Here is a 24,082-nt window from a genome sequence, read left to right as displayed (position 1 = left end):
CGAATGGCGTGTCCAAATGTGCCCTGATCGCCTCACCGGGGTGAGTTATGGCGAGATCACGGGTAGAATAAGCAGAGATCGACATTTAAGGGGGCGTATGATGACGTTTATCAACAATGAATTTGAATATCGTAACTGGATCATCGAAGAAATCTTTCAGGTCAGTGCGGTGAGCGAAGCCTCTGAATTCGCTGATCAAGAAGTTGATGATTTTATCTTCGACGCGCGCCCGGTGGCTTATCCCTGTATCGCCGTCATGATTCAAACGCCGGGCCAGCCGGGCGTTTGTGAGCCTCGCTTCGTCTATAAGGAGCAGGTGTTTGAGTGGGCGCACCAGATGGGGTTTGGCTTCGACAGCTAAGCAATGCTTTCACCCCTGAGCGCGAAGCTCAGGGGTGATATATCCAGCTTTTCAACGCCAGTTAGACGTTTTTACGATCAATCTTCTCCTCTCCCCAGAACAAGTGATCTTCCTTAGTTTTTGCGAAAGCGATTGGCAGAACTTCATCATTACCTTCTTCCCAAATCTTCTGTGCCAGCACTTCATCGTTGTCCGCTAGCTCGAAAATGGCTTCAGCAATCTCATGTGACGTTTCACGCGTATTGGCCCAGGCTTTGATATTTGATGTGGTCATTTGTCACTCCCGTGGTTTGCTTAAACTAAAAATAGCTCTCCCTTTAACTATGGTAGGCGATGGCGGGGTAAGCAAACCTGTTCGCTCACAAAACGTCCATCATGGTGTTTTTGCCGTCGGTAGGCACTATATGTGGTGACAAAATGTGCCCGCGAGCTGAGAAAGAGGAGCGTCATTTATGGCCGTGGTTTATACTCAACGGGCTTTGGATAATTTAAGGTGAAGAGAATGAGCGACGATATTTTTGATTTTGACATTGATGCAGCATTAGAAAAAGCGGAAGAGAAAGCAGCCGAAAAGGCCTCTGCCGTGCCTGAAGTGGTTCAGGATGAAAGTGACTGCGAAGGCTGCAAGATTTAATTTCAGCCCCAAGCCGCAAAACATCTGCTTTACATATCAATAAAAGAACCGCCTCGGCGGTTTTTTTTATGGCTGAAATTTACAGCATAAAGTGAAATATCCCTTGCGTGTTATAGCCTTGCGAAAAGGCTTTTTATGTCGTTTTTGATGCAAATGTAAGGAGAGTGTGAGGGCTGAGTAAATGGGATAAATTCCTATAGAACAGTAAGATAGCTGGCAGTAATTTGAACCTACCTGATAAGCAGGTCGTGAGGTTTCGAATGAAAAAAATAGTGTTAGTTCTCGCTGTCATGCTGAGTTTACCGGCTCTCGCTCATGCCAACGTTGAGATAGGCATAAATGTTCCAGGCGTCTCTTTGCACATTGGCGATCGTGATAACCGGGGTTATTACTGGGACGGCGGAGGCTGGCGTGATCCAGGCTGGTGGGACCACCACTATCGCGACAATGGCTATGGTCACTGGGTGTACTACGAGCCAGCACCGCCGCCTCCGCCGCGTTATTGGCATCACGATCACTATTGGCGTGAGGGGCCTCCTCCTGGCTATTGGCACCGTGGGCCTCCTCCAGGTTACTGGCATGAAGGGCCGCCTCCGGGACGCTGGTAATATTATCTCTTTGCCATTCAAGAATTTGAGAACAGGGTTGGCGGTGGGAATGCTGCGGCATTTGTAACGTCAATTCTGTTCTTCTTCTTTTGGCGCTTTAGATCTACTTTGCAACATAATCGATATGTTTCTCTTTCAATAATTCATGCTGTTTATCAATTGATGTGTGTGCATAATTCTTTGTTATATAAAGAATTTATTTTTCATTTCGGGCGTAAATGTTGCTTGCTAGTTGGTCGCTATATTGTTAATTTTCTGTTGCACAGATCAGCAACGGATGGCTCGATTATTTCTCACCTCATGATTTGCTCTAATGAAAGAGGCATGTAGGTGATATTCCCAACATTGAGAACATCCTCATGTTTATGATTAAAAGCGATTTTGAATACCGCAACTGGATGATGAAAACCTATTTCCGTCTTGATGGCATACATGGCGAAAGCCTGTTGACCGATGAAGAACTGGAAGATTTCTTGTTTGAGAGCAAACCGGTAGCCTACCCGTGTCTGGCGATGATCACTCCTTCTAGCACTCAGCTATTAGAGAATGAAATTTCCTATATCTACCGGGAGCAGATCAGCCTATGGGCCAGAGAGATGGGCGTGTTGAAGTGTTGAGAACAGATTAACCTATTGATTACCACGCTAAAGCGCTCATCCGAGCGCTTTTTTAGTTTTGGCGTTAGTCTTTATTGCCGCGAACTTCCACCAATACCGGACAGGGGGAATGGGCTATCACTTCGGCACTCACCGAACCCGTGAGTAATCGACCAAACAGCGACTGATGGCGATGGCCCATCAAGATAACTGAGGCATTTTTAATCCGCGCTTCTTCCACCAGAGCCACCTCCGGCGTGCCGACAATGATATTACTCACCGCGTCGATCGACCGCGCCCGAAGTTTGGCTAAGGTGTGTTGGACCAACGCCTGCGCGCTGCCTTCTTCATAGTTCGCCGGGGCGTAGTCGGCGGCCAGTTGGTCAGCCACTGGATGATTATTTAGCGCGTAGGCCTCATCAACACAGCAGGTGACATACACCGTGGACGCCGTGCCCGTCGCCAATGTGCAGGCTAATTCCACCAGATACTCCGTCTGCCTCGAGCCATCTATGGCCAGCAAAATGGTGTCAAACATTTGATTTCTCCTTCTGCTACTGCCTTCCAAATAGCCTAATTACTTGCCGATTTCACAGAGCAGCGCGGCTTTGCAATTCAGCAGGGCTTGGCGCATTTCGTCTTCTTTGCTGCTCAACCGCGCGGTGGGCAAGATAACGGATACCGCGTAGCGGCCAAGGATGGTGTCGAGTGAAACCGCCATGGTGGAAATCCCCTCGACCGTTTCGCCGGTTTCGGTCGAAACGCCGGTTTCCCGCACTCGGGCCACCTTGGCTAACAAGCTTATAATGTCGCGTACGGTATTTTCAGTGGCGGGTTCAAAGGTGTCGCCGAGCAGGCTATGAATTTCCTCATCGGTCTTCAAAGCCAGCAGGGCGCGGCCCGCCGAGGTGCCGTAGATAGGCAAGTTCAGCCCTACGCGCGGCGACACGCGCAGTTCTCGCTCTGCCACCACGTTGTAAATATTGGCAATTTTGGTGCCGCTGGTGCGGCTCAGGGCGACGGTTTCATTAATATCGTCGCTAAGCTGCTTGAGGTAAGGGGAGGCGATAGCTATGACATCCGTATGCACGGTGGACACCAGCCGCAACAGGGTCGGGCCTAATCGTACACCGGCCATGCCCTCTGAGCGCACCAGACCTTCTTCGGCCAGCGCCGCTACGATGCGTTGCACCGTCGAGCGGGGGAGCTGCACTTCGTTGGCGATGGTGCCGAGGCTCATTCCCTGCGGGTTCTTGCCTAAGGCATTAAGGATTTTTGCTGCGCGCGAAATGACCTGAATACCGCCACTGCGCTCTTCATCGACCGAATGGTCATCACTCATAACTTGTCCTTTTCATCCATGGCGAATTTTTGCCGTGCCGAGTTTTGCCAATGTAATGGCTGGGCGCGGAGAAAACAACGTTAATCACATTGCAATACAGTGTCCCGTATTATAGTATTTTCTCGCTGTATCACATTGCGATGCAGTGCATCATTAAAAAGCGCAGCACCTATAACGCGCTGTGATAAATATAACTTTTCACCTGCCAACGCTTCCCATCAGTCAGGGTATTTTACAGAAAAATTAATCCCTTACCGATGGATCACATCGCGGAGTAAACGCGTAAACATGAGTCAGACGATGTTAATGAACGGGCCTGCGCCCGGCGTGTCGCCGCCACCTGCGCCTCCCGTTGCCCAACCTTTTACCCTGCGTCTGATCATTGGAATGGTAGGCGTGCTGATTGCGTCACTATGTTCAGGATTGAACGATCGCGTGACGGATATCGCGCTGGCAGACGTGCGCGGCGCATTGAGCATCAGCAGCGATCAGGGCTCGTGGCTGATTGGCAGCTATCAGGCGGCCGAGGTCGCGGCCATGCTGGTAGCCCCCTGGCTGGCGATGACCTTTTCCATTCGCCGCTTTGCAATGGCGACCACCGCGGGCTTTGTGCTGATCGCGATTATCATCCCTTTTGCCCCGAATTTGCCGATTTTCATTGCACTGCGCGTGGTCCAAGGCGCCTTTGGCGGGGCTTTGCCGCCTTTGCTGATGACCGTCGCACTGCGTTTTCTGCCGCCACACTTTAAATTATATGGCCTGAGCGCCTATGCCCTGACCGCCACCTTCGGGCCGAATGTCGCCACGTCGTTAGCGGCGCTGTGGACGGACTCCGTGGGTTGGCAATTTGTTTTCTGGCAGATCGTTCCACCCTGCGTGGTGGGTATTTTTATGATTGGCTATGGACTGCCGCAGGACCCGATCCGTCTGGAAAGATTCAAGCAGATTGATGCCATCGGCATGCTAACCGGATGCAGCGGGCTGGCCTTGCTAGTACTAACTCTGCAACAGGGAGAGCGGCTGGACTGGTTCAATTCCCCCTTGATTACCCTGATGTTTTTCTCAGCAGTGGTCCTGTTGACGCTGTTCGCGGCTAACGAGTGGTATCACCCGCTGCCACTATTCAAACTGCAGATGCTGCGTCGCCACAATCTTTCCCACGGTCTGCTGACGCTGTTTGGCCTGATGCTGCTGTTTTTGTCCGGCTCGGCTATTCCGTCTGGCTATATGGCGCAGGTTGAGGGTTTCCGCGCAGTGCAGTTTGGGCCTTTGGCTCTCAGCGTGGGCCTGCCCCAGCTGTTACTTGCCCCTCTTGTCGCCGCCGTTTTGAACATGCGCTGGGTTGATAGCCGCTGGATTTTGGCCGCCGGCCTGACGCTGCTCGCGGTTTCTTGCTACTGGGGAAGCCAACTGACGTCGGACTGGTCGCGCGACAACTTCTATCTCATTCAGGCGATGCAGGCCTTTGGTCAGCCGATGGCGGTCATGCCGATCCTGATGGGGGCGACCAGCGTGGTGCAGCCGATGGAAGGGCCATTTGCCTCGGCGATGTTCAACGTCACCCGCGCCATGGGCAGTATTTTTGCCGGCGCCATGATGGAAACCTTCCTCAGCCATCGCCAACAACTGCACTCCAATATTTTGCTCAACCACGTCGGCAGCAATAGCTATTTACTCTCCCAGCCTTATGACGGGGCGGGCAGCCACCTCGCGCCGCTGAATCAAGACGGTTCGGCGGTGTCACCTGAACTCATGCAGCAGTTTGCCGTGCAGGTCAGGCACCAAACCCAAGTGCTGGCCTTGTCTGATACCTATCTGGCCTTTATTGCGGTTGCCGTAGGGCTAGCACTGCTGACGTTTGTGGTTGCTAAGCGAACTTATCCGCCACAGTCAGTGATGAAGCAGACGTAAGGCCGAAGAAATTATTAAATAACTGATTTATTGCAAAAAATTATGCGCGAGAGAAATTAAAATGATCAAGAAATCTGCAATTCGCCCCGTTTGGCTGCTGGCCTTCGCCATCATCGTGCTGGTGGTGATCGCCGCATTCTGGGTATTGAGCCGTCAGGGCGAGCCAGAAACCGATGACGCCTTTGTCTCGGCAGACTCCACGCTGGTCGCGCCGCGCATCTCTGGCACCATTTCGCAGGTGCTGGTGGCGGATAACCAGCAGGTGAAAGCCGGACAGGTGCTGGCGGTGATTGACGACGGCGACTATCGCAATGCTGTGCTCAGTGCTCAGGCTAATCTAGAAACGGCCAGCGCCCAGTTGCTGAGTTTTACCGCGCAACTGGCCCAGCAGCAGCAAACCATCCTGCAAACCAAGGCGCAGGTGAATGCGGATAACGCCAATCTGGTGTATGCCCGCCAAAGCGCTGAGCGCTACCAGCGATTGCTGCAAAATGGCTCAGGCACGGCCGATCAGCGTGACCAGTCGGATGCCAATTATCGCGCTAAAGTCGCCCAGCAGCAGAGCGACGTAGCGGCGTCTCAGGCGGCGGAAAAGCAGATTGACGTATTAAAGGCCGGACAGGCGCAGGCTCAGGCCGCGATTGATTCCGCCAAAAGCCAGTTGGCGCAGGCCAAGTTGAATCTAAGCTATACCCAAATTAAAGCGCCGATAGACGGCACCGTCGGCCAGCGTTCAGTGCGGGTGGGTGGCTATGTCAGTGCCGGGACGCGCGTGCTGGCGGTGGTCCCGCTGCATCAGGCCTTTGTTATTGCCAACTACCTTGAAACGCAGTTAGCGGACGTCACGCCAAATCAGAGGGTCAGCATCAAGGTGGATGCACTGCCGGGCGTGGAGTTTTCCGGCAAGGTTGATAGCATCTCTCCGGCCACCGGCGTGACTTTCTCGCCGATAGCGCCAGATAACGCCACGGGAAATTACACCAAAGTGGTTCAGCGGGTGGCGGTGAAAATCCTGTTAGATCAGGGCCAAAAGGATTTAGAGCGGCTTAAAGTCGGTATGTCAGTGATACCAACCATCAATACGGCGGCAAAGGGCTAACAGGTTTTATCTTAAGGATCCCTCAGAAAAAGGCGGCAGCGAATTCATTTCACTGCCGCCTTTTTTGTGGTGTCACTCAGTCAACTGAGTGATTACGAATGCTGTTTCTGCGGCGGGGTGGGACCATGGCCACTTTTCTCATGCATGGTCTGCGGCTTGCCGGAGAACAAGAAACGCAGGATCGGAATGCGTTTGTGGATCTCATACAGCATAAAGGCGATACCGAAGACAAACACCAGCCCCAGCAGGAAGCCTACCCAGTCGTTATTGATTTTCGGCGTGATAAATGCGCCATAAATCAGCGTCAGCGGGTGGTGAACCAGATAGATGAACAGGGAAGAGTTCACCAAATAGGTTATCCACGGCGACTGGAAGTTCAGGACATAGTGGCTGAAGGAGAACACCACGTTGACCATCAAAATGCCCAGCAGTGAGGTGATAATGGCATCAAGCTCCATCGAGTAAAGCTGCGGCGTGTTGACGTGTTGGTTAAACATGTAGGCCACAAACAGGAACAGGCTGACCACGCCAGCCCATCCCGACGGCTTGATGAACAACTCTTTTAGCCAGGTAAACTTGTAGGCAAAGGCGCCGATCACGAAAAATGGCAGGTAAAACAGCGTCTGCATTACGATGAAATTAAATGCGCCATTGGAGAGTAAATCCGGGGCGAAAATATAAATCGCGCGATTAAAGGCTGCGTAAATAAAGCCAATAATTAAAAATATAATTGAGAGTTTTCCTAGGCTATTTGTTTTATTCTTAATAGCGGAAATACGATTATTCTTAATTTGTTTAATCGATTTAAATAAGTAAAAGCAGATGCTGGTCAGTATTACCAAGGTCAATAAGAACCACAAATGTGAGACCATTTCCCACACGGTGATATTGATTTTCTGGTACAGGCCCAACTGATCCCAGTTCGAGAACTTGTCGGTAAACTTCATCAGGAAGTAGAGCTGCGGCAGGGTGATCAGCGGGAAAGCCGCGGCCAGCGGGATTGCCACGCGCTCAAGGCGGACCTTCAGCCACTTCTGCGAGTCATAGCGCTCGTAGAGCATGTAGGAGAAATAGCCCGAAATGACAAAGAACACCTGCATCCGGAAGGCGTGAATAAAGTCATTAAATATGGTCAGTCCATCCGACGGCACAGCACTGTTTACTGCCCAGATGTGGCTGGAGTAAATCAATGATATATGGAATGGAATGCCGAGCAGCATCAAATAGGCTCGGATAGAGTCCAAAAAGAACTCGCGCTGTTGAGTTTGTGGTTTCATTACGTATCCGTTGTATGAAGCTTATCCTGATTTTAGTGCTTAAATCGCGAACAGGTAATTAGAGACTGGTAAGAAAAAGTTTTCGATCCTTACATTAGCTTAATATTCGTCAAAGGAAGAACCTACTATGTTATCGGACAAGTTTCCATAGCCGGAGTTTCAACGAATTGATATCCTTGTGCCGTTGTGTGCTTAAACGGTTCATCAATGGGATGAACCATCAATCTCTCATGTTGTCGGAAACCTGACAGTTCAATTAAAATAGACTGAATGAGTTAAGCGCACGTAAAGGAGGGGATGTGCCGGGTAAAAATTTTTCCAAAGGGCCACGTATGACTAAAGTCCGTTTGCTGAGTGCCGCAGTGTTGATGTCCATGATTTCTTCATCTGCATGGGCTTTTTCTATTGATGATGTAGCTAAACAAGCAAAAGCGTTAGCTGACAAGGGCTATGAAGCTCCCAAAAGCAACCTGCCGTCTCAATTCCGTGATTTGAAATTTGCGGATTATCAACAAATTCAATTCAATCATGATAAAGCGTACTGGAAAAACCAGAACACGCCTTTCAAGCTTGAGTTCTATCATCAGGGGATGTACTTCGACACTCCGGTGAAAATCAATGAAGTGACGGCCAATACCGTTAAAGAGATTAAATACAATCCCGACTATTTCAATTTTGGCAATGTGAAGCATGATGCTGACACGGTCAAAAACCTCGGCTTTGCCGGTTTCAAAGTACTTTATCCAATTAATAAAGCGGATAAAGATGATGAAATCATGAGCGTGCTGGGTGCCAGCTATTTCCGCGTTATTGGTAAAGGTCAGGTGTATGGCCTGTCTGCCCGCGGCTTGGCTATCGACACCGCGCTGGCCTCTGGTGAAGAATTCCCTCGCTTCCGTGAGTTCTGGATTGAGCGCCCAAATCCAGATGAAAAGCACTTAGTCATTTACGCCTTGCTCGACTCTCCTCGTGCAACCGGTGCTTATCGCCTCGACGTTTACCCGGGTAAAGAAGCGACCGTTGACGTGCAATCCAAAGTTTACCTGCGCGACAAAGTCGGCAAACTGGGTATTGCTCCGCTGACCAGCATGTACTTGTTTGGTGCTAACCAGCCTTCGCCGGTGATGAATTACCGTCCGGCACTGCACGATTCCAACGGTCTTTCTATTCAGGCTGGCAATGGTGAATGGATTTGGCGTCCGCTGAATAATCCAAAACACCTGTCCGTGAGTCAGTTCACCATGGAAAATCCAAAAGGCTTTGGTCTGCTGCAACGCGGCCGTGACTTCTCCAACTTCGAGGATTTAGACGATCGTTACGATCTGCGTCCAAGTGGCTGGGTTGAAACTAAAGGCGATTGGGGCAAAGGCAAAGTCGAGCTGGTGGAAATTCCAACTGCTGATGAAACCAATGACAACATCGTGGCTTTCTGGACTCCGGATCAGTTGCCAGAAGTGGGTAAACCTTTAGATCTGAACTATCGCCTGCACTTCAGCCGTGAAGAAGAGAAATTGCACTCTCCTGATCTGGCGTGGGTACAGCGCACCATGCGCTCAACGGGGGACGTTAAGCAGTCCAACCTGACGCGTGATGCAGACGGTAGCGTGGCGTTCCTGGTGGACTTCGTCGGCCCTAACCTGAAAGCGCTGAAAGATGACACCCCGGTCGCTTCGCAGGTGAGTGTCGGTGACAACGGTGATCTGGTAGAAAATAATGTCCGCTATAATCCAGTAACTAAAGGCTGGCGTTTAACGCTGCGCCTGAAAGTGAAAGATCCTAAGAAGCCAATCGAAATGCGCGCTTCTCTGGTTAATGGCGAGAAAACACTGAGTGAAACTTGGAGCTATCAGCTGCCTGCCAATGAATAAGTCAACGCATTCTACTCAAGATTACGTAAAGGCTTTGCCGCTCTCTGAAGAGCAGAAAGCGGCGCTAATTCAGCAACTCCCTCAGTCCGAGGGAGAAGCCTTTGCGACCGTTCACCGCCAAATCGGCGGTGAATCAACGATGACTACTGACGTTTCCGACGCTGATGCCCCTCTGCTTTCCGTTAAGACGCGTGTGGCAGGAAGCTGGCCAGACGCCATGGAAAACGGCAGCTTGTCTGAAGTAGACAACGAAGGCCGCACCATTTTGAATGCCATGCCGCCGGTGAAGCGTTCCAGCATGTTCCCTGATGTTTGGCGTACCAACCCGGTAGGGCGTTTTTGGGACAGTCTGCGGGGGCGCAGCACCGTTTCCCGTCGCGACGGCTCATCTGAAATGCCAGAGTCGGAAAAAAGATGGCGTCACGCCGGTTCAGTGCGTCGCTACATTCTGCTGGTGTTGATGCTGGTGCAAACCGCCATCGCCACCTGGTACATGAAAACCATCTTGCCATATCAGGGCTGGGCGCTCATCGACCCCGCAGATATGTTGAATCAAGACTGGTTGCAATCCGTCTTGCAGTTACTGCCTTATGTCTTGCAGACCGGGATTCTGGTGCTGTTCGCCATCCTGTTCTGTTGGGTTTCGGCGGGCTTCTGGACCGCGCTGATGGGCTTCTTACAGCTGCTGATCGGGCGCGATAAATACAGTATTACCGCCTCGACGACCGGTAATGAGCCGCTGAACCCGAACAATCGCACCGCGCTTATCATGCCGATTTGTAATGAAGACGTTGAACGCGTATTCGCGGGCTTACGTGCGACTTATGAATCCGTGAAAGCCACCGGCGATCTCGACCAGTTCGACATCTACGTCCTGAGTGACAGTTACGACCCGGATATCTGCGTGGCCGAGCAAAAGGCGTGGATGGAAGTGTGTCGCGACGTTGATGGCCATGGCCGCATCTTCTATCGTCGCCGTCGCCGCCGTGTAAAACGTAAAAGCGGCAACATTGATGACTGGTGCCGCCGCTGGGGCGGGGAATATGCCTACATGGTTATTCTCGATGCCGACAGCGTCATGAGTGGTGAATGTCTGACGGGCCTGGCGCGTCTGATGGACGCCAACCCGAACGCCGGTATTATCCAGTCTGCGCCTAAGGCGTCTGGCATGGATACGCTGTACGCGCGCTGTCAGCAGTTTGCGACGCGCGTTTACGGCCCGCTGTTCACCGCCGGCCTGCATTTCTGGCAGTTGGGTGAGTCTCACTACTGGGGCCACAACGCCATTATCCGCGTGAAACCTTTCATTGAGCACTGCGCCCTTGCGCCGCTGCCGGGTGAAGGTTCCTTCGCGGGTTCTATCATGTCCCATGACTTCGTCGAAGCTGCCTTGATGCGTCGCGCGGGTTGGGGCGTGTGGATTGCTTATGACCTGCCGGGCAGTTATGAAGAGTTGCCACCGAACCTGCTGGACGAGCTGAAACGCGACCGCCGCTGGTGTCACGGTAACCTGATGAACTTCCGTCTGTTCTTAGTTAAAGGCATGCACCCGGTGCACCGCGCGGTGTTCCTGACGGGCGTGATGTCCTACCTGTCTGCTCCGCTGTGGTTTATGTTCCTGGCGCTCTCTACCGCGCTGCAAGTGGTGCATACACTGATGGAGCCGCAATACTTCCTGCAGCCAAGGCAGCTGTTCCCGGTTTGGCCGCAATGGCGTCCTGAGCTGGCGATAGCCCTGTTCTCTACCACGTTGGTGCTGCTGTTCTTACCTAAATTGCTGAGTATTGTGCTGATTTGGGCCAAGGGCGCGAAAGAGTATGGCGGCGGCATTCGTCTGTTCTTCTCTATGCTGCTTGAGATGCTGTTCTCCGTCTTGCTGGCTCCAGTGCGCATGCTGTTCCACACCGTCTTCGTGGTGAGCGCGTTCTTGGGTTGGGAAGTGGTGTGGAACTCTCCACAGCGTGATGATGACGACACTCCTTGGGGCGAAGCCTTCAAGCGCCACGGTTCGCAACTGCTGTTGGGTGCCGTGTGGGCTGGCGGGATGGCGTGGCTGGACCTGCGCTTCCTGTGGTGGTTGGCGCCAATCGTCTTCTCCCTGATTCTGTCGCCGTTCGTTTCCGTGCTGTCGAGCCGTGCAACGCTGGGTATTAAGAGCAAGAAAGCCAAACTGTTCTTGATCCCTGAAGAGTACAACCCGCCGCGCGAGCTGGTGGCGACTGATGAATATCTGATGTTGAACCGTTCTCGTTCGCTGAAAAACGGCTTCATGCACGCGGTATTTGACCCAAGCTTCAATGCACTGGCAACGGCCATGGCGACCTCGCGTCACCTGCTGCGCCCAAGCATTGAGAATGGCCGTCAGTATCGTCTGGAGCAGGCATTCAACACCGGGCCGAAAGCCTTGAGCAAAGCAGACCGCCTGGTCCTGCTGAGTGACCCGGTGATCATGGCACGTCTGCACTCTGCGGTCTGGACTCAACCTGATCAACACGCGTGGAGCGCCTACTACAGCGAGCTGCCGCGTAACGTTCAGGCTTTCCCTGAGACACAGACTCTGGAAGCCAAGCCGGTCTAAATGCCTTGAGTTAACGCTGTTGTAAAGCACAACGGTGAGAGAGATAAAAGGCAGGATGCATCAGCATCCTGCCTTTTTTATGAGTGGTTTTTTATCAGCGGGGAAGGGTGTGACAAGACATTCAATGCTACGCGCTGTCGCCCTCGGGGCGCTGGTCATTACCCTGACAGGCTGCGGCAGCATTATCAGCCGAACCGTTCCGGGGCAGGGGCACGGTAATCAATACTACCCGGGCGTGCAGTGGGACGTGCGAGACGGCCCGTGGCGCTATGTCACTATTATCGACGTTCCGCTGTCGATGATTGTCGACACATTCATGCTGCCGATTGACGCCCGCCACGGGCCTTATGAGTGAGGGATTGCTTCGGGCGTTAGTCTATATCCTTGCCCGGGTAATCATCCTCATCATCCCACTCATCGGCCGCGGCTTTGCCCTCTTCGGTATCTAAGGGCGGCTCATACTGATATTCACCTTCGTCCCATTCGTAGAGCGTACCTTCGTCCAGCCACTCCTCCTCCAGCTCTTGCGCGTCGTAGTCGCCATCAAAAATAGCCTGAGCCGCCTCGCCGCTGCGGAAATTGGTGCTCTCAACGGCATCGCCATCGCGGGTAAAGAACTCAGCTTCCCACATGATATCGCCGTCCTGCATCACATACTTTTGCAGGTTGAACTGTTCAGGGATTGCCTCTTCATCGTTATCGGTGGCGTCTCGCGCAGCCTCAAGAAACACTTCCCGGGCGGCATCAACGGCTTCTTCTAAGGTTGCATACATGCTCATCTTTTTCTCCTGAGTTGCTTTGACGAGGATAGTGGATAATGTTTAATGCGTTAGTTATTAGGTGCTAACGGCTGAGTTATAAAAATTCTGTGTGTGTTTTTCTAACTCACTAATTGTTGACGCTACGGCTGAGGTTGCAAGTTTTCACCGGCTAATAACGCAGAAATTAACCGTTTTTTTGCTTTTTTCAGACCACTTCACCCACAAGGAGATTGGCGCTCATGATTTCAAGGCAGGCCGTTTTGCGCATTGCTCGCCCCACCGACAATATTCGGATCATCGCGCAGATGTATCAGCAGGGGTTGGGGTTTGAGCTGTTAGGACAGTTTGAAAATTGGGATGAAACCGGCAGCACCTTTGTAGATGCTGACGGTTATCGCGTGGTCTTGGCGCGGCGCGACTGGACGGTCTGATTTACTCCGCCGTCACTTCGCGTTGGCGGCGTTGCAGGCTCCAGTAGGAGTAAACGGCGTTAAAAAGCACCACCACGGCAGTGACGCAAAACACCGTGCGGAAGCCGTAGCTTGCGGAGACGGCGGCACCTAGTAGCGGGCCGGTCACGTTACCCACGTCGCGGAACGACTGGTTATAGCTGAACACTCGCCCGGCGACCTGATTAGTACAGTTATAGATAAGCAAAGTTTGCACCGCAGGCAGCAGCGCCCCGTCTGCCGCGCCAAGCATAAAGCGCAGGATCCCCAGTTGCAGCGGGCTCTGCACAAAGGCCATCGGAATGAGAAGCAGCACCGACACGCCCAGCATGGCCACCAGAATTTTCTCCGGGCCAATCCTATCCCCCAGCTTACCTAGCCTTGGCGCACTCATCAGCGCCGCCACGCCCGGCACCGAGGCGATCATGCCGCTGATAAAGGCCAGGTTCTGCGTGTTCCCCGCCAGTTCGCGGACGTACAGCGTCAAGATTGGCGCAATCGACCCCGTCGCCACCTGAATAATCATGGTGGTAATGAATAGGCACAGCACTAACTTGGGATTTTTCAGCGAGGCGAAAACCTGTTTGCGATTCAGCATATCCTTCTTGTTAACCGGCATAAACTGTTCGCGAATGAAGTATAACGTCATGATAAAGCACAGGAAAAGCACGAAGGCGGTGATGAAGAACACCGGGCGAAGCCCGTAGCTGTCGGCCAGCAGCCCGCCGACCAGTGGGCCAATCAAAGCGCCGCTAACCGCGCCCGTGGATAAAGTCCCTAGCGCCCAGCCACTTTTATTGCGGGGGATTTGAGTAGCAATCAGCGCGTTGGCGTTGGGCACAAAGCCGCCGAGCAGGCCGAGCAGAGCACGTAACACCAGAAACTGCCAAATATTGGTTGCCAGACCCATCAAGGCCATCACAATCGCCATGCCGAGGGCAGAGCGCAACAGCATGATTTTACGACCTTTACGGTCAGCCAGGCTGCCCCAGAAGGGTGAGGCGATGGCGGAGAACAGGAACGTAATGCTGAACACCAGGCCGGACCACATGTTCAGGGATTCATGGCCGGTTACACCGAGGGTTTCAACGTACAGGGGCAGGAAGGGCATGATCAGACTGAATGCTGCGCCAGTCAGGAAACATCCTATCCAAGCAACGAAGAGATTTCGCTTCCAATTTATAGGGTCTGGTGCCGTTTCTGCTGCGGGTTCCGATGTCATAAATTACCGATATGAAAGGTCCATTGGCTCTGAGCTGTCGGGCGAGTGCCAGAGCGGATTAACTATCATGCGTTAGTGTGATAATTATGCGCCTATTAATCAGTCACATCAATGATGTTACGGAAAAGTTAACGCAGAAAATAAAATACCGGTTTAAGAATTTTGCTGCATTGCAAAAGATCAATGATTAGCGAGATAAGTATTACGCAGAGGGCAGGAGGCAGGGCTGGGAAAGCCCAAGGCAGTGCACCTTGGGCGGCAAAACGCAGGCATTATTCGAGAGCTTGATATAAAGAAGGTTCACCCTCTGGACGGGTTTTAAAGCGACGGTGCAGCCACATGTACTGCTCAGGCGCGAGGCGAATCTCATCCTCAACCACTTTATTCATATAAGCCGCAGCGACCACTTCATCTTCCAGCGGGAAGTTTTCAACTGCCGGATGAAGAAGTAACTCATAGCCCTTACCGTTTTCCAAACGGCGCGGCGTGAACGGAATGATCGCCGGTTTACCCATGCGAGCCAGCAGGTAAGTCCCGGTAGTGGTCGCGGCTTTGTCCACGGCGAAGAAGGGCACGAAGACGCTGCTGCGCGGGCCGTAGTCGTGGTCCGGCGCGTACCAGATGATGTCACCCTGTTTCAGGCTGCGGATCATGCCTTTCAGGTCTTTGCGGTCGATCATCGCTTTATTGGAGCGCATGCGGCCTTTAGTCTGGATCCAATCCATCAGTTTGTTATCGTGCGGGCGATAGACCCCAACCCCCGGATTATGGATGCCGAAGATGCGCGCGCCGAGTTCCAGCGTCAGGAAGTGGACGCCGATCAGCAATACGCCTTGCTGGTTGTCTCGCGCTTTCTGGATGTGCTCAAGCCCGCTGACTTTGAACCAGCGTTCAATACGCCGGTCTGGCCAGAACCACGCCATGCCCGTTTCAAACAGCCCCATCCCCACGGATTCAAAATTCTTCAGCACCATATGGTCGCGCTGTTCAGGGCTCATTTCTGGGAAGCAGAGTTCGAGATTGCGTTGAGCAATATTAAAGCGGCGTCTTAAAAAACGCATAGAAAAACGGCCTAGCCCAGTACCCAGGCGATAAATAACCGGGTACGGCAGAAGCACCAGCAGGTAAAGCAGGCCTAATCCTAGCCATGTTATCCAATAACGTGGATGCAGTAGTGAACGTGTAAAGGTCGGTACCTGAGTCATAAAATCTCTGCGTCAATGTGTCGAAGTAAGAAGATATAAGCTCTGTCTATATGCAGTAGCCAGCCACAGAAAACACACCACAACCCGGCTTTCATAGCCGCTGCGAGTCATTCCCTTAAGCGAAGTGAAGTATTGTGGCATTTTTTAGGTTTCAGGTGAAAATTAACGGCATGAATAGTTCATTTGTTAGCTATCTGCCTATCAATAGCGCAAAGGGTGCCGCTTTTGTGAGCAAGCCCCAGAATCATCGTGCGGTTAAGATCGTTTGAATATCGGCAGACATCGCTATTTTGTCAATTTTCCACGTCATAAAATTTGATTTAAAAAGGCTGAATTAACACAAATTGAAGGTGTGCTGGTTTTTACAATAAAAAAGGGCAACTTGCGTTGCCCCTCTTATTAATAATAATGCGCTTAAACTCTGATTATTCTGACCAGAATAACCCTTTAACATTGTGCGGCTCGCTGCGCCAATATTGCTTCGGTGCTGAAACTTTTGCGCCAAGTTTAGCCGCGGCGTGCCACGGCCAGCGCGGGTTATAGAGAATTCCGCGTGCCAGAGCCACCATATCCGCCTGACCTGTGCCAACAATAGCTTCGGCCTGATCTGGCTCCGTTATCAGCCCTACGGCGATCACCGGCATGCTGACTTCCTGCTTGATGCGTTCGGCAAAGGGCACTTGGTAATTCGGGCCAATGGTGATTTTCTGCTGCGGGCTCAGGCCGCCGCTGGAGACGTGAATATAGCTGCAACCCAGCTTTTCTAGCTCTTTCGCCAGCACCACCGACTGCTCTAAGTCCCAGCCACCTTCAACCCAGTCCGTGGCGGAAATACGCACGCCGATAGGCTTGTCGGCAGAAAAGGCCTGACGAATTTCCTGATAGATTTCAAGCAGCAGGCGCATACGGTTTTCCAGCGAGCCGCCGTAGTTATCGGTGCGCTGGTTGGAGAGTGGCGACAGGAACTGGTGCAGCAGATAGCCATGCGCGCCGTGCAGCTCCAGCAGGTCAAAGCCCAGGCTGTCAGCTCTTTTAGCGGATTCCACATAAGCCGCTTTCAGTTGGGCAATGCGTTCTAACGAAATGGCTTCTGGCGTGGCATCGGTATCTGCGAAGGGTATGGCAGAAGGAGCGATGGTCTGCCAGCCGCCTTCTTCCCTCGTCAGCTGCTTGCCACCTTTCCACGGCACGTGGCAGGAGGCCTTGCGTCCGGCGTGGCCCAGCTGTAAGCCGAGAGGAATGTCGCTGTTATCGCGAAGGGAAGCGACCAGATCTTTCATGGCGGCTTCGGTTTCGTCATCCCACAAACCTAAATCTTGGGGCGAGATGCCGCCAATGGCTTCTACCGCGGTGGCTTCGAGGATAAGCAACCCCGCGCCGGAGAAAGAGAGCTGCCCAAGATGAGCATGATGCCAGGTTGTTGCCTTGCCGTTATCAGAAGAGTATTGGCACATCGGGGCAATGATAATGCGGTTAGCTAATGTCAGATTACCTAGCGAGATGGGTTGGAAAAGCTTACTCATAGTTTCCTCATTATCTTGGTTTAATGGCTGAGAATTCACCCTAACTCATTTGAGGTTATCCCATTTCCCGCGCTTTGCCTTAGCACTTGCCGCCTTTCCTCAATCTTTTAACCGAAATTTTGCAACGGAAGATGTCGAAAATGTTGGTTTAATGTATGATGTTGCCGCTCGAAAAGTGGTGCTGTGGTCCATTACCAGCCCCGCTGATTAACTAAGCATTAACCTCGAAAGACAGGAAAGTACACCATGCCAGTGTTACATAACCGAATTTCTAACGAGGAACTGAAGGCGCGCATGTTGGCTGAAACTGAGCCGCGTACCACGGTTTCTTTTTATAAATACTTCCATCTCGAAGACCCAAAAGCCTTCCGCGACATGCTCTACGTCTGCCTGACCAAACTGAATGTATTTGGTCGAATCTATGTGGCACACGAAGGGATCAACGCGCAAATCAGCGTGCCAAACAATCAGTTCGAAGCGTTCAAAACCGCGCTTTTCGCTAGCCATCCCGCATTGGACCAGATTCGTTTGAATATCGCTTTGGAAGACGATGGCAAATCCTTCTGGGTTCTGCGTCTTAAAGTGCGCGATCGCATCGTGGCTGACGGCATTGATGACGATACCTTTGACCCGTCGAACGTCGGGCAATATCTCAAAGCCGAAGAAGTCAACGCGATGATTGACGACCCCGACGCGCTGTTTGTCGACATGCGTAACCACTACGAGTATGAAGTGGGCCATTTTGACAAGGCGATTGAAGTACCTTCAGACACTTTCCGCGACCAACTGCCGATGGCGGTGGACATGCTGAAAGAAGATAAAGAGAAGAAAATCGTCATGTACTGCACCGGCGGCATTCGCTGCGAAAAAGCCAGTGCTTATATGATGCATAACGGTTTTAAAAATGTTTATCACGTTGAAGGTGGCATCATTGAGTACGCCCGTCGTGCCAAAGAGCAGGGCCTGCCGGTCAAATTCAAAGGTAAGAACTTTGTGTTTGACGAACGCATGGGCGAGCGCATTTCAGACGACGTCATTGCCCACTGCCACCAGTGCGGCGCCGAGTGCGACAGCCACACCAACTGCCTTAACGACGGCTGCCATCTACTGTTCATCCAGTGCCCGAGCTGCGCGGCCAAGTTTGAGGGATGCTGTAGCGAAATGTGCCAGACCGAGCTGAAATTGCCGCTAGAAGAGCAGCGCGCACTGCGAGCCGGGCGGGAAAATGGCATCAAAGTCTTCAATAAGTCCAAAGGACTGTTGCAGACCACCATGCACATTCCCGCACCTGAAAAACAGTAATTTGCCAGTATGAAGTGAAAAGGGCCTGTATCAGATACAGGCCCTTTTTTTAGCGAGATTGTCAGGCGAAATTACTTCTCCTGAACCCCTTCCACCGAGATGATCAGCTCCACTTCTTGCGAGGCCGGTCCCAAATCGGTCGTGATGCCGTAATCTTTCAGCTTGATGTTCCCTGCCGCTTCAAAGCCTGCACGGTAGCCGCCCCACGGATCTTTACCTTGGCCGAGCAACTTAGCTTGCAGAGTTACAGGCTTGGTGACGCCGTTTAGCGTTAAATCGCCAGTGACAGCAAGACCATCACCCTCTTTTGTCACCGACGTTGAGGTGAAGGTCGCCTGCGGGTGCTTGGTGACATTAAGGAATTCGTCACTGCGCAAATGCTTGTCGCGCTCGGCATGGTTGGTGAAGACGCTGGTGGTATTAATGGTGACATTCACCTTGTCAGCCGATGGGTCTTTCTCATCGAAGGTAAAACCGCCGTCGAAATCATTAAAGCTGCCGTACAGCCAGCTGTAACCCAAGTGCTTGATACGAAACTCGATAAAGGCGTGCTGCCACTCTTTATCAATCTTATAGTTAGCCGCCGTTGCGCTACCAGCAGCGAGTAACAAAGACGCCAGCGTTAAGCCCAGAGTGGTTTTTTTGAACATGATGATCCTCCATTATCCAACAAGTTAATCGGAACGCGGCCGTTGCCCCAGCATGCGGGTTAGGGTGATGTCCCGGTCAATAAAATGATGTTTAAGCGCCGCAAGGCCGTGAAGTACAGAAACAATGACGATGCCCCAAGCCACCCAGAGATGAATCACGCCCGCGATGTCTGCCTGCTGGTTCAAACCAAACAGGGTGGCGGGGATCTCAAACCAGCCAAAGACGCTAATGGGCTGACCTTCGGCAGTGGAAATGAGATAGCCACTGATCAAAATGGTAAACAAGCCAATAAACAGCACCACGTGGGCCAGCCAGGCACCAAGGCGTGTTGCCTTGCTGTAGCTTTTTAACGGGGAAGGGGGCGGAGAGAGAAAACGCCAAACCAGACGCAAGACCATCACCGCGAAAACGCAGACGCCGATGCTTTTATGCAGCTCGGGCGCACGGTGATACCAACCATCGTAATACCCCAGCCCGACCATCCATAGCCCCAAGGCAAACATGGCGTAAAAAGCCACAGCAACCAGCCAATGCATCAGCACGGAAAGATGGCCAAATTGAACGGGTGTGTTTTTCCACTGCACGGCAATTCCTTAATTAAGCAGCATCTTTAAATGAAAATAAACATGTGGAAACATTTAATCAATAATAAATCCCAATCTATTTAACTTATTTAAACTTGTTCTTTATATTTGAATAAGATTCATGGTTTTTATTCAATGGCGCAGTGTTAAATATAGGTATTCAGATAAGGTTGGCTTTTTGTCAGGTTTTGCAAGGCTTGGTAAAATTATTTATATATCAATATATTTGATATAAAAAAACACATTCTTCGCTAATTTTTCCTCTTTTTTTAGTTTTGCATAGCTAATTTGGCGATATGCTACTCTTTGAAATGTAAATTCCGGAGTGGCATAAGAAAATAAGTCATACTAATTAAATCAGCAGCTAATCGCGTGACGAGACTCAATATAAGCAATAAAGGGAGAGATGAATGGCCAAGTCCGTGGTGACGGTAAAGGGTTTGAAGATCGCCATTATGATGGGCATGCTGGTGATCATCTTCGCAGGGATCAAATCGGCGGCGGATATTATCGTGCCTTTTATTCTGGCACTGTTTTTGGCTTTCGTGTTCAACCCGCTGATTGTTCGCCTGGAGCGAATTCGCTTTCCACGCCCTCTGGCCGTTCTGTTAGTCGCGGCCATTGTCGTCATGATGATGGTTTTCCTTACCAGTATGCTGATTGTGACGCTCAATGACTTTGGCCGCACGCTGCCACAATACCGCGGCCTGATTTCGCAGAAGTTCGAAGATTTGCAGAGCCTTTTACAGATTAATGGGCTGGGGTTTTCCTCTGAAACGCTGGCCGGGTATTTTGATCCTGGCTATGCCATCAACCTGATTAGTGGCCTTATCACTCATCTTTCCAATGCCATGGCGGGCGTTTTCCTGTTGGTCATGACCGTCGTATTTATGCTGCTTGAAGTGCCGCAGTTGCCCTACAAGTTAAATCAGTTATCCGAAAACAGAGAACAGGGAGCGGGAAGTATTCAACGCGCTTTAGACAGCGTGACGCGCTATCTGGTGATCAAAACGTTAATTAGCATAGCCACCGGGTTAACGATTTGGGCATTGCTGGCTTTGCTCGGAGTACGTTTTGCTTTTCTCTGGGGCTTATTAGCCTTTGCATTAAATTATATCCCTAACATTGGTTCGATAATTGCCGCCATTCCGCCGATCATTCAGGCTTTTTTATTTAATGGTGTCAGTGAGGGGATAACCTTAATTGCCGGTTATTTGGCGATAAATCTTATTATTGGCAATATTGTTGAGCCGAGAATATTAGGAAAAGGATTGGGGTTATCCACTTTAGTTGTATTCATTTCATTAATATTCTGGGGATGGCTGATGGGACCGGTAGGAATGCTGCTTTCGGTGCCGCTAACCATTGTGCTCAAGATAGCATTTGAACCTACGGTAGCGGGGCATAAGATTGCTGTACTGCTCGGGGATGGCAAGCCGGCCAAGTAAAATTGAAGAGATCTAAACAAAGAGAAAGAAAGGTCTTTCTCTTTGTTTTTTATGTGTTTTATTGTTTGTAGAGCGTCAGGATTTCGTCTTTTATCTGCCGACTGATAGGCGCGCGAGCTGATTCGTTGATCGGCCAAAAAAGGTATTTGATAAAGTTATACACAAAACAGAACTCGAGCCTGTTTCTCACTTTAATTTTCTGCGCCAGATGGCGTTTATGCACATATACCGTTCTATTACTGATCTCAAGCTTGCGCGCAATCTTGTGATTGGGCATTTCCGACATCCAGTAATTCATCACCAGTATTTCTTGCTCGCTAAAGATACAGCGAGTGTTATAAGGCGGATAATAGGTGCTACCTTCAGCGATGGTTTTCAACAAGGTCGTCACAAGCTGTTTATTAAGAATATAAACATCGTTAGTGATGTGTACCGGATGGTTAGTGACAGGATATTGCGAATCCAGATAACAAAACATTGCCGTATCTTGCAGAAGATCGAGGAAGGTTTTTATTTCTGTCGAGAATTTCGAGTTTTGGCAAAGCTGGGTGATATTAATCAGCACCAGCTCAGGGTTAAATTGCGTCATGTGAGGAATAGCATCGGCTATGCTAACAAAGTCGAGAATTTCTATCTGATTGTTATTGAATAAGAAAGAGTGTATTCCGAGACGGGTAAAGCCGCAGGGTTCAATAATTAATATTTTCATAAAACGTCCTTGTCCATGCGCAATCGTTGCGCGACAACCACCACTCCTGTGATAGCTATTGGAAGGATAGATTCATAATGGCAAATGTGTCAATTCGAAAACGCTTGGGAATAAGATTAACGGCCATTCTTGCTAGCTGAATGGCCTTTTGACGATATTTTCTGGTTATTAAAACCGAAAAATAGTTGAGTGATTTTAGTTAAAACGCGAAAGCGAGAAAGGCGTAAAGTCAAACTCGGTTTTTTGGTTTGCACCAAATTGGGCAACGATTTCACCTAATACGCTGGCGAATTTAAAACCATGGCCACTCAAACCGGTGATGATAAGCGTATTGTCATGCTCAGGCAGGGTATCAATAATGAAATCTTCATCGGCAGTCACGTCATAGGTGCAAGCAGCGCCGTGAAGGCAAACGCCGACGCCTGGCAGGTGGTGGCGCAGGAAATTGAACACTTCTGTGCCGTCTGCGGCGATGCTGCCGAAGGGTTTACGCCCTTCAGGGCCAGCGATCGGCTGACCGCCATTGTGTTTGCCCAGCTTCAGGGCATCTTTTACCGCCGGGAAACCATAGTATTGGTCACCGTTGAGGGTCTGGAAAGTAAACGCCGGGAAGTGATTCTCTTCGCTGTAGCGGCCATCGGCGTGGTGCCACGCAAACACCTTGCGCACCGGGCTAACAGGCAGCTCTGGCAGCAGGGTTTTAATCCAGGTGCCTGCCGTTAAAGCAATGCGCGGCGCACGATAGCTGCCTTCATGAGTAGTGACCGTAACGCCGCCATCCTCATTGTAGCTTATCGATTCCACCGGGCATTTAAACAGTTGTGCACAGCCTGCCTCGCGCGCAAGGCGAATATAAGCGGCAACGGCCAGCTCGCTTTGCAGATAGCCCGAATCCTTTTCAAACACACCGCAGTATTCGTCGGAGATAGCAATCAGAGGCCATTTAGCCCTGATCTCCTCGGCGCTCATCGACTGGGTATTCAGTTGATAATCAACGGCGGTGCTTTTTACATTGTTGATGAATTCTGAGTCCAGCGGCCCTATGTTAATTACGCCGCTGCGATGAAAAATCTTCTCGCCACTTAGCGTTGCCAGCTCATCCCACAGCTGCTGGGCGCGCAGCACTATCGGCACGTAGCGCGCACCTTCGCCATAGGCGTGACGGATAATTCGCGTCTCGCCGTGGTGGCTGCCTTCCTGATGGGGCGGCATGGCGCTGTCTATCATCAATACTTTTAGACCGGCGCGCGTTGCATAGTACCCTGCCGCTGAACCGACAGAACCGCTGCCGACAATAATGAGGTCGTATTGCATTTCAGCTTCCTCTGATGATTTTTAAGAAAATATTGTTGGGCATAATAGAGAGATAGCTCACCGAAAGGCAAGTTAACTCCGGCCATGCAGTGTGGTTAAGTGTGCGGATGTTGCGGTGAGAGCCATAAAAAAAAGCACCCTGACATCAATGTGAGGGTGCTTTTAGAGTGGTAGGTGAAAACTAGTGTTTGCGATGGTCAATGTACTCGTACTCGTTCGATTCAATCTTTTCTATACCAGCTTCGAGAATGTTAATCAGTTGTCGCGCTACGTCTGTCGTTAACCACAATGTTCTGTCTACTTTGGCATCTTCTGCCGGTTGGTCTTTTGAAGACAGGTAATGAAGACGTATCATCATTGCATCGTAAGAGTCGACGGTACTGATATCCCAGCCCACAAGTGGGTGTGTTTGAATAACTTCATCATTTCTGTCCATATAGACCCCTTAATTTGTAGTGACTAGCATGAGTAACTAACGAGGATCAATGCGGCTCATTATCTGGTGAGCAATTCAAGTATAAACACTTAAGGAGGCTTTTGGGGGCTATAAATGTTTTTAACAGTAAAAAAAGTGTGATGAAAGATGAATAAAGAGGACGAAAACAATTAAAACAGGGAATAATCTTAGAAATAAGGCAAA

25 protein-coding genes are annotated in these 24,082 nt (G+C 50.9%); 12 read left to right on the top strand and 13 right to left on the bottom strand.

From position 1 onward, the window contains the following. Positions 1–97: 97 nt before the first annotated feature. On the top strand, positions 98–361 hold the full coding sequence (locus V2154_RS12865) for a hypothetical protein (protein ID WP_353502579.1): 264 nt from the start codon (positions 98–100) through the stop codon (positions 359–361). Positions 362–422: 61 nt separating this feature from the next. On the opposite strand, the gene V2154_RS12860 is transcribed toward V2154_RS12865, so the two are convergent. Then, entirely contained in the window at positions 423–635 is a 213-nt protein-coding gene (locus V2154_RS12860; RefSeq protein ID WP_034791438.1) for a YccJ family protein, read from the bottom strand. Positions 636–863: 228 nt separating this feature from the next. On the opposite strand from V2154_RS12860, the gene V2154_RS12855 reads away from it, so the two are divergent. The 3 genes from V2154_RS12855 (at position 864) to V2154_RS12845 (ending at position 2,220) form a co-directional block, all read left to right on the top strand. Beyond that, a complete protein-coding gene (locus tag V2154_RS12855) occupies positions 864–995 on the top strand; it encodes a hypothetical protein (protein ID WP_256594519.1) in 132 nt (43 codons plus the stop codon). Between the two features lie 260 nt (positions 996–1,255). Further along, on the top strand, positions 1,256–1,603 hold the full coding sequence (locus tag V2154_RS12850; protein ID WP_353502578.1) for a DUF2502 domain-containing protein: 348 nt from the start codon (positions 1,256–1,258) through the stop codon (positions 1,601–1,603). 359 nt (positions 1,604–1,962) lie between these two features. Then, positions 1,963–2,220 carry a hypothetical protein gene (locus V2154_RS12845; RefSeq protein ID WP_353502577.1) on the top strand — a complete coding sequence of 86 codons (258 nt, stop codon included), beginning with the start codon at positions 1,963–1,965 and terminating at the stop codon, positions 2,218–2,220. 64 nt (positions 2,221–2,284) lie between these two features. Here V2154_RS12845 and V2154_RS12840 read toward each other — a convergent pair whose 3' ends face one another. Both V2154_RS12840 and V2154_RS12835 read right to left on the bottom strand, forming a co-directional pair. Next, positions 2,285–2,737 carry a universal stress protein gene (locus V2154_RS12840; RefSeq protein WP_353502576.1) on the bottom strand — a complete coding sequence of 151 codons (453 nt, stop codon included), beginning with the start codon at positions 2,735–2,737 and terminating at the stop codon, positions 2,285–2,287. Between the two features lie 39 nt (positions 2,738–2,776). Then, positions 2,777–3,541 (bottom strand): IclR family transcriptional regulator, encoded by a 765-nt coding sequence (locus V2154_RS12835; RefSeq protein ID WP_353502575.1) that lies wholly within the window; start codon positions 3,539–3,541, stop codon positions 2,777–2,779. 288 nt (positions 3,542–3,829) lie between these two features. On the opposite strand from V2154_RS12835, the gene V2154_RS12830 reads away from it, so the two are divergent. Beyond that, entirely contained in the window at positions 3,830–5,452 is a 1,623-nt protein-coding gene (locus V2154_RS12830; RefSeq protein WP_353502574.1) for an MFS transporter, read from the top strand. A 61-nt stretch (positions 5,453–5,513) separates the two neighbouring features. After that, positions 5,514–6,551, top strand: coding sequence for an HlyD family secretion protein (locus V2154_RS12825; protein ID WP_353502573.1), 1,038 nt, complete (start codon positions 5,514–5,516; stop codon positions 6,549–6,551). 92 nt (positions 6,552–6,643) lie between these two features. On the opposite strand, the gene mdoC is transcribed toward V2154_RS12825, so the two are convergent. Continuing rightward, positions 6,644–7,828, bottom strand: coding sequence for a glucans biosynthesis protein MdoC (gene mdoC, locus V2154_RS12820; protein ID WP_353502572.1), 1,185 nt, complete (start codon positions 7,826–7,828; stop codon positions 6,644–6,646). Positions 7,829–8,160: 332 nt separating this feature from the next. Between mdoC and V2154_RS12815 the strand changes: the two genes are divergently transcribed. The 3 genes from V2154_RS12815 (at position 8,161) to V2154_RS12805 (ending at position 12,629) form a co-directional block, all read left to right on the top strand. Next, on the top strand, positions 8,161–9,696 hold the full coding sequence (locus tag V2154_RS12815) for a glucan biosynthesis protein G (protein ID WP_353502571.1): 1,536 nt from the start codon (positions 8,161–8,163) through the stop codon (positions 9,694–9,696). Continuing rightward, complete coding sequence (gene mdoH, locus V2154_RS12810; RefSeq protein WP_353502570.1) at positions 9,689–12,274, top strand: glucans biosynthesis glucosyltransferase MdoH; 2,586 nt, start codon at positions 9,689–9,691, stop codon at positions 12,272–12,274. The genes V2154_RS12815 and mdoH overlap by 8 nt, the downstream gene beginning before the upstream one ends. Before the next feature lie 124 nt (positions 12,275–12,398). After that, entirely contained in the window at positions 12,399–12,629 is a 231-nt protein-coding gene (locus V2154_RS12805; protein WP_353503992.1) for a YceK/YidQ family lipoprotein, read from the top strand. A 16-nt stretch (positions 12,630–12,645) separates the two neighbouring features. Here the strand turns inward: V2154_RS12805 and V2154_RS12800 are convergent, their stop codons facing one another. Then, the gene (locus V2154_RS12800; protein WP_353502569.1) at positions 12,646–13,053 is read right to left on the bottom strand and encodes a MysB family protein; all 408 of its coding nucleotides are present in this window, start codon (positions 13,051–13,053) and stop codon (positions 12,646–12,648) included. Between the two features lie 221 nt (positions 13,054–13,274). On the opposite strand from V2154_RS12800, the gene V2154_RS12795 reads away from it, so the two are divergent. After that, complete coding sequence (locus V2154_RS12795; RefSeq protein WP_353502568.1) at positions 13,275–13,466, top strand: hypothetical protein; 192 nt, start codon at positions 13,275–13,277, stop codon at positions 13,464–13,466. A 1-nt stretch (position 13,467) separates the two neighbouring features. On the opposite strand, the gene mdtG is transcribed toward V2154_RS12795, so the two are convergent. From mdtG to V2154_RS12780, 3 genes are all read right to left on the bottom strand, one after another. After that, the gene (gene mdtG, locus V2154_RS12790; RefSeq protein ID WP_353502567.1) at positions 13,468–14,706 is read right to left on the bottom strand and encodes a multidrug efflux MFS transporter MdtG; all 1,239 of its coding nucleotides are present in this window, start codon (positions 14,704–14,706) and stop codon (positions 13,468–13,470) included. Positions 14,707–14,978: 272 nt separating this feature from the next. Beyond that, positions 14,979–15,911 carry a Kdo(2)-lipid IV(A) acyltransferase gene (locus tag V2154_RS12785; protein ID WP_353502566.1) on the bottom strand — a complete coding sequence of 311 codons (933 nt, stop codon included), beginning with the start codon at positions 15,909–15,911 and terminating at the stop codon, positions 14,979–14,981. Between the two features lie 425 nt (positions 15,912–16,336). Beyond that, entirely contained in the window at positions 16,337–17,434 is a 1,098-nt protein-coding gene (locus tag V2154_RS12780; protein WP_353502565.1) for an NADH:flavin oxidoreductase/NADH oxidase, read from the bottom strand. Between the two features lie 246 nt (positions 17,435–17,680). Here V2154_RS12780 and trhO point away from each other — a divergent pair, with 246 nt between their 5' ends. Beyond that, a complete protein-coding gene (gene trhO, locus V2154_RS12775; protein WP_353502564.1) occupies positions 17,681–18,736 on the top strand; it encodes an oxygen-dependent tRNA uridine(34) hydroxylase TrhO in 1,056 nt (351 codons plus the stop codon). Positions 18,737–18,807: 71 nt separating this feature from the next. On the opposite strand, the gene V2154_RS12770 is transcribed toward trhO, so the two are convergent. Continuing rightward, positions 18,808–19,386 (bottom strand): YceI family protein, encoded by a 579-nt coding sequence (locus V2154_RS12770; protein WP_353502563.1) that lies wholly within the window; start codon positions 19,384–19,386, stop codon positions 18,808–18,810. Positions 19,387–19,410: 24 nt separating this feature from the next. Further along, the gene (locus tag V2154_RS12765; RefSeq protein ID WP_353502562.1) at positions 19,411–19,971 is read right to left on the bottom strand and encodes a cytochrome b; all 561 of its coding nucleotides are present in this window, start codon (positions 19,969–19,971) and stop codon (positions 19,411–19,413) included. A 410-nt stretch (positions 19,972–20,381) separates the two neighbouring features. Between V2154_RS12765 and V2154_RS12760 the strand changes: the two genes are divergently transcribed. Continuing rightward, on the top strand, positions 20,382–21,419 hold the full coding sequence (locus tag V2154_RS12760; RefSeq protein WP_353502561.1) for an AI-2E family transporter: 1,038 nt from the start codon (positions 20,382–20,384) through the stop codon (positions 21,417–21,419). A gap of 58 nt (positions 21,420–21,477) precedes the next feature. Here the strand turns inward: V2154_RS12760 and V2154_RS12755 are convergent, their stop codons facing one another. From V2154_RS12755 to bssS, 3 genes are all read right to left on the bottom strand, one after another. After that, positions 21,478–22,128 carry a LuxR C-terminal-related transcriptional regulator gene (locus V2154_RS12755; protein ID WP_353502560.1) on the bottom strand — a complete coding sequence of 217 codons (651 nt, stop codon included), beginning with the start codon at positions 22,126–22,128 and terminating at the stop codon, positions 21,478–21,480. A gap of 195 nt (positions 22,129–22,323) precedes the next feature. Then, the gene (gene solA / locus V2154_RS12750) at positions 22,324–23,442 is read right to left on the bottom strand and encodes an N-methyl-L-tryptophan oxidase (RefSeq protein ID WP_353502559.1); all 1,119 of its coding nucleotides are present in this window, start codon (positions 23,440–23,442) and stop codon (positions 22,324–22,326) included. 181 nt (positions 23,443–23,623) lie between these two features. Continuing rightward, entirely contained in the window at positions 23,624–23,878 is a 255-nt protein-coding gene (gene bssS / locus V2154_RS12745) for a biofilm formation regulator BssS (protein ID WP_353502558.1), read from the bottom strand. Positions 23,879–24,082: the final 204 nt, after the last annotated feature.

Origin of the sequence: Ewingella sp. CoE-038-23 (assembly GCF_040419245.1) — a bacterium.
Classification (GTDB): Bacteria; Pseudomonadota; Gammaproteobacteria; order Enterobacterales; family Enterobacteriaceae; genus Ewingella; species Ewingella allii.
This window is presented reverse-complemented; position numbering and strand designations above follow the sequence as displayed.

What these genes read in the sequence shown, in the direction of transcription:
- V2154_RS12865 (WP_353502579.1), top strand. Translation starts at nt 98, where the DNA reads ATGATGACGTTTATCAACAATGAATTTGAATATCGTAACTGGATCATC.
- V2154_RS12860 (WP_034791438.1), bottom strand. Translation starts at nt 635, where the DNA reads ATGACCACATCAAATATCAAAGCCTGGGCCAATACGCGTGAAACGTCA.
- V2154_RS12855 (WP_256594519.1), top strand. Translation starts at nt 864, where the DNA reads ATGAGCGACGATATTTTTGATTTTGACATTGATGCAGCATTAGAAAAA.
- V2154_RS12850 (WP_353502578.1), top strand. Translation starts at nt 1,256, where the DNA reads ATGAAAAAAATAGTGTTAGTTCTCGCTGTCATGCTGAGTTTACCGGCT.
- V2154_RS12845 (WP_353502577.1), top strand. Translation starts at nt 1,963, where the DNA reads ATGTTTATGATTAAAAGCGATTTTGAATACCGCAACTGGATGATGAAA.
- V2154_RS12840 (WP_353502576.1), bottom strand. Translation starts at nt 2,737, where the DNA reads ATGTTTGACACCATTTTGCTGGCCATAGATGGCTCGAGGCAGACGGAG.
- V2154_RS12835 (WP_353502575.1), bottom strand. Translation starts at nt 3,541, where the DNA reads ATGAGTGATGACCATTCGGTCGATGAAGAGCGCAGTGGCGGTATTCAG.
- V2154_RS12830 (WP_353502574.1), top strand. Translation starts at nt 3,830, where the DNA reads ATGAGTCAGACGATGTTAATGAACGGGCCTGCGCCCGGCGTGTCGCCG.
- V2154_RS12825 (WP_353502573.1), top strand. Translation starts at nt 5,514, where the DNA reads ATGATCAAGAAATCTGCAATTCGCCCCGTTTGGCTGCTGGCCTTCGCC.
- mdoC (WP_353502572.1), bottom strand. Translation starts at nt 7,828, where the DNA reads ATGAAACCACAAACTCAACAGCGCGAGTTCTTTTTGGACTCTATCCGA.
- V2154_RS12815 (WP_353502571.1), top strand. Translation starts at nt 8,161, where the DNA reads ATGACTAAAGTCCGTTTGCTGAGTGCCGCAGTGTTGATGTCCATGATT.
- mdoH (WP_353502570.1), top strand. Translation starts at nt 9,689, where the DNA reads ATGAATAAGTCAACGCATTCTACTCAAGATTACGTAAAGGCTTTGCCG.
- V2154_RS12805 (WP_353503992.1), top strand. Translation starts at nt 12,399, where the DNA reads ATGCTACGCGCTGTCGCCCTCGGGGCGCTGGTCATTACCCTGACAGGC.
- V2154_RS12800 (WP_353502569.1), bottom strand. Translation starts at nt 13,053, where the DNA reads ATGAGCATGTATGCAACCTTAGAAGAAGCCGTTGATGCCGCCCGGGAA.
- V2154_RS12795 (WP_353502568.1), top strand. Translation starts at nt 13,275, where the DNA reads ATGATTTCAAGGCAGGCCGTTTTGCGCATTGCTCGCCCCACCGACAAT.
- mdtG (WP_353502567.1), bottom strand. Translation starts at nt 14,706, where the DNA reads ATGACATCGGAACCCGCAGCAGAAACGGCACCAGACCCTATAAATTGG.
- V2154_RS12785 (WP_353502566.1), bottom strand. Translation starts at nt 15,911, where the DNA reads ATGACTCAGGTACCGACCTTTACACGTTCACTACTGCATCCACGTTAT.
- V2154_RS12780 (WP_353502565.1), bottom strand. Translation starts at nt 17,434, where the DNA reads ATGAGTAAGCTTTTCCAACCCATCTCGCTAGGTAATCTGACATTAGCT.
- trhO (WP_353502564.1), top strand. Translation starts at nt 17,681, where the DNA reads ATGCCAGTGTTACATAACCGAATTTCTAACGAGGAACTGAAGGCGCGC.
- V2154_RS12770 (WP_353502563.1), bottom strand. Translation starts at nt 19,386, where the DNA reads ATGTTCAAAAAAACCACTCTGGGCTTAACGCTGGCGTCTTTGTTACTC.
- V2154_RS12760 (WP_353502561.1), top strand. Translation starts at nt 20,382, where the DNA reads ATGGCCAAGTCCGTGGTGACGGTAAAGGGTTTGAAGATCGCCATTATG.
- V2154_RS12755 (WP_353502560.1), bottom strand. Translation starts at nt 22,128, where the DNA reads ATGAAAATATTAATTATTGAACCCTGCGGCTTTACCCGTCTCGGAATA.
- solA (WP_353502559.1), bottom strand. Translation starts at nt 23,442, where the DNA reads ATGCAATACGACCTCATTATTGTCGGCAGCGGTTCTGTCGGTTCAGCG.
- bssS (WP_353502558.1), bottom strand. Translation starts at nt 23,878, where the DNA reads ATGGACAGAAATGATGAAGTTATTCAAACACACCCACTTGTGGGCTGG.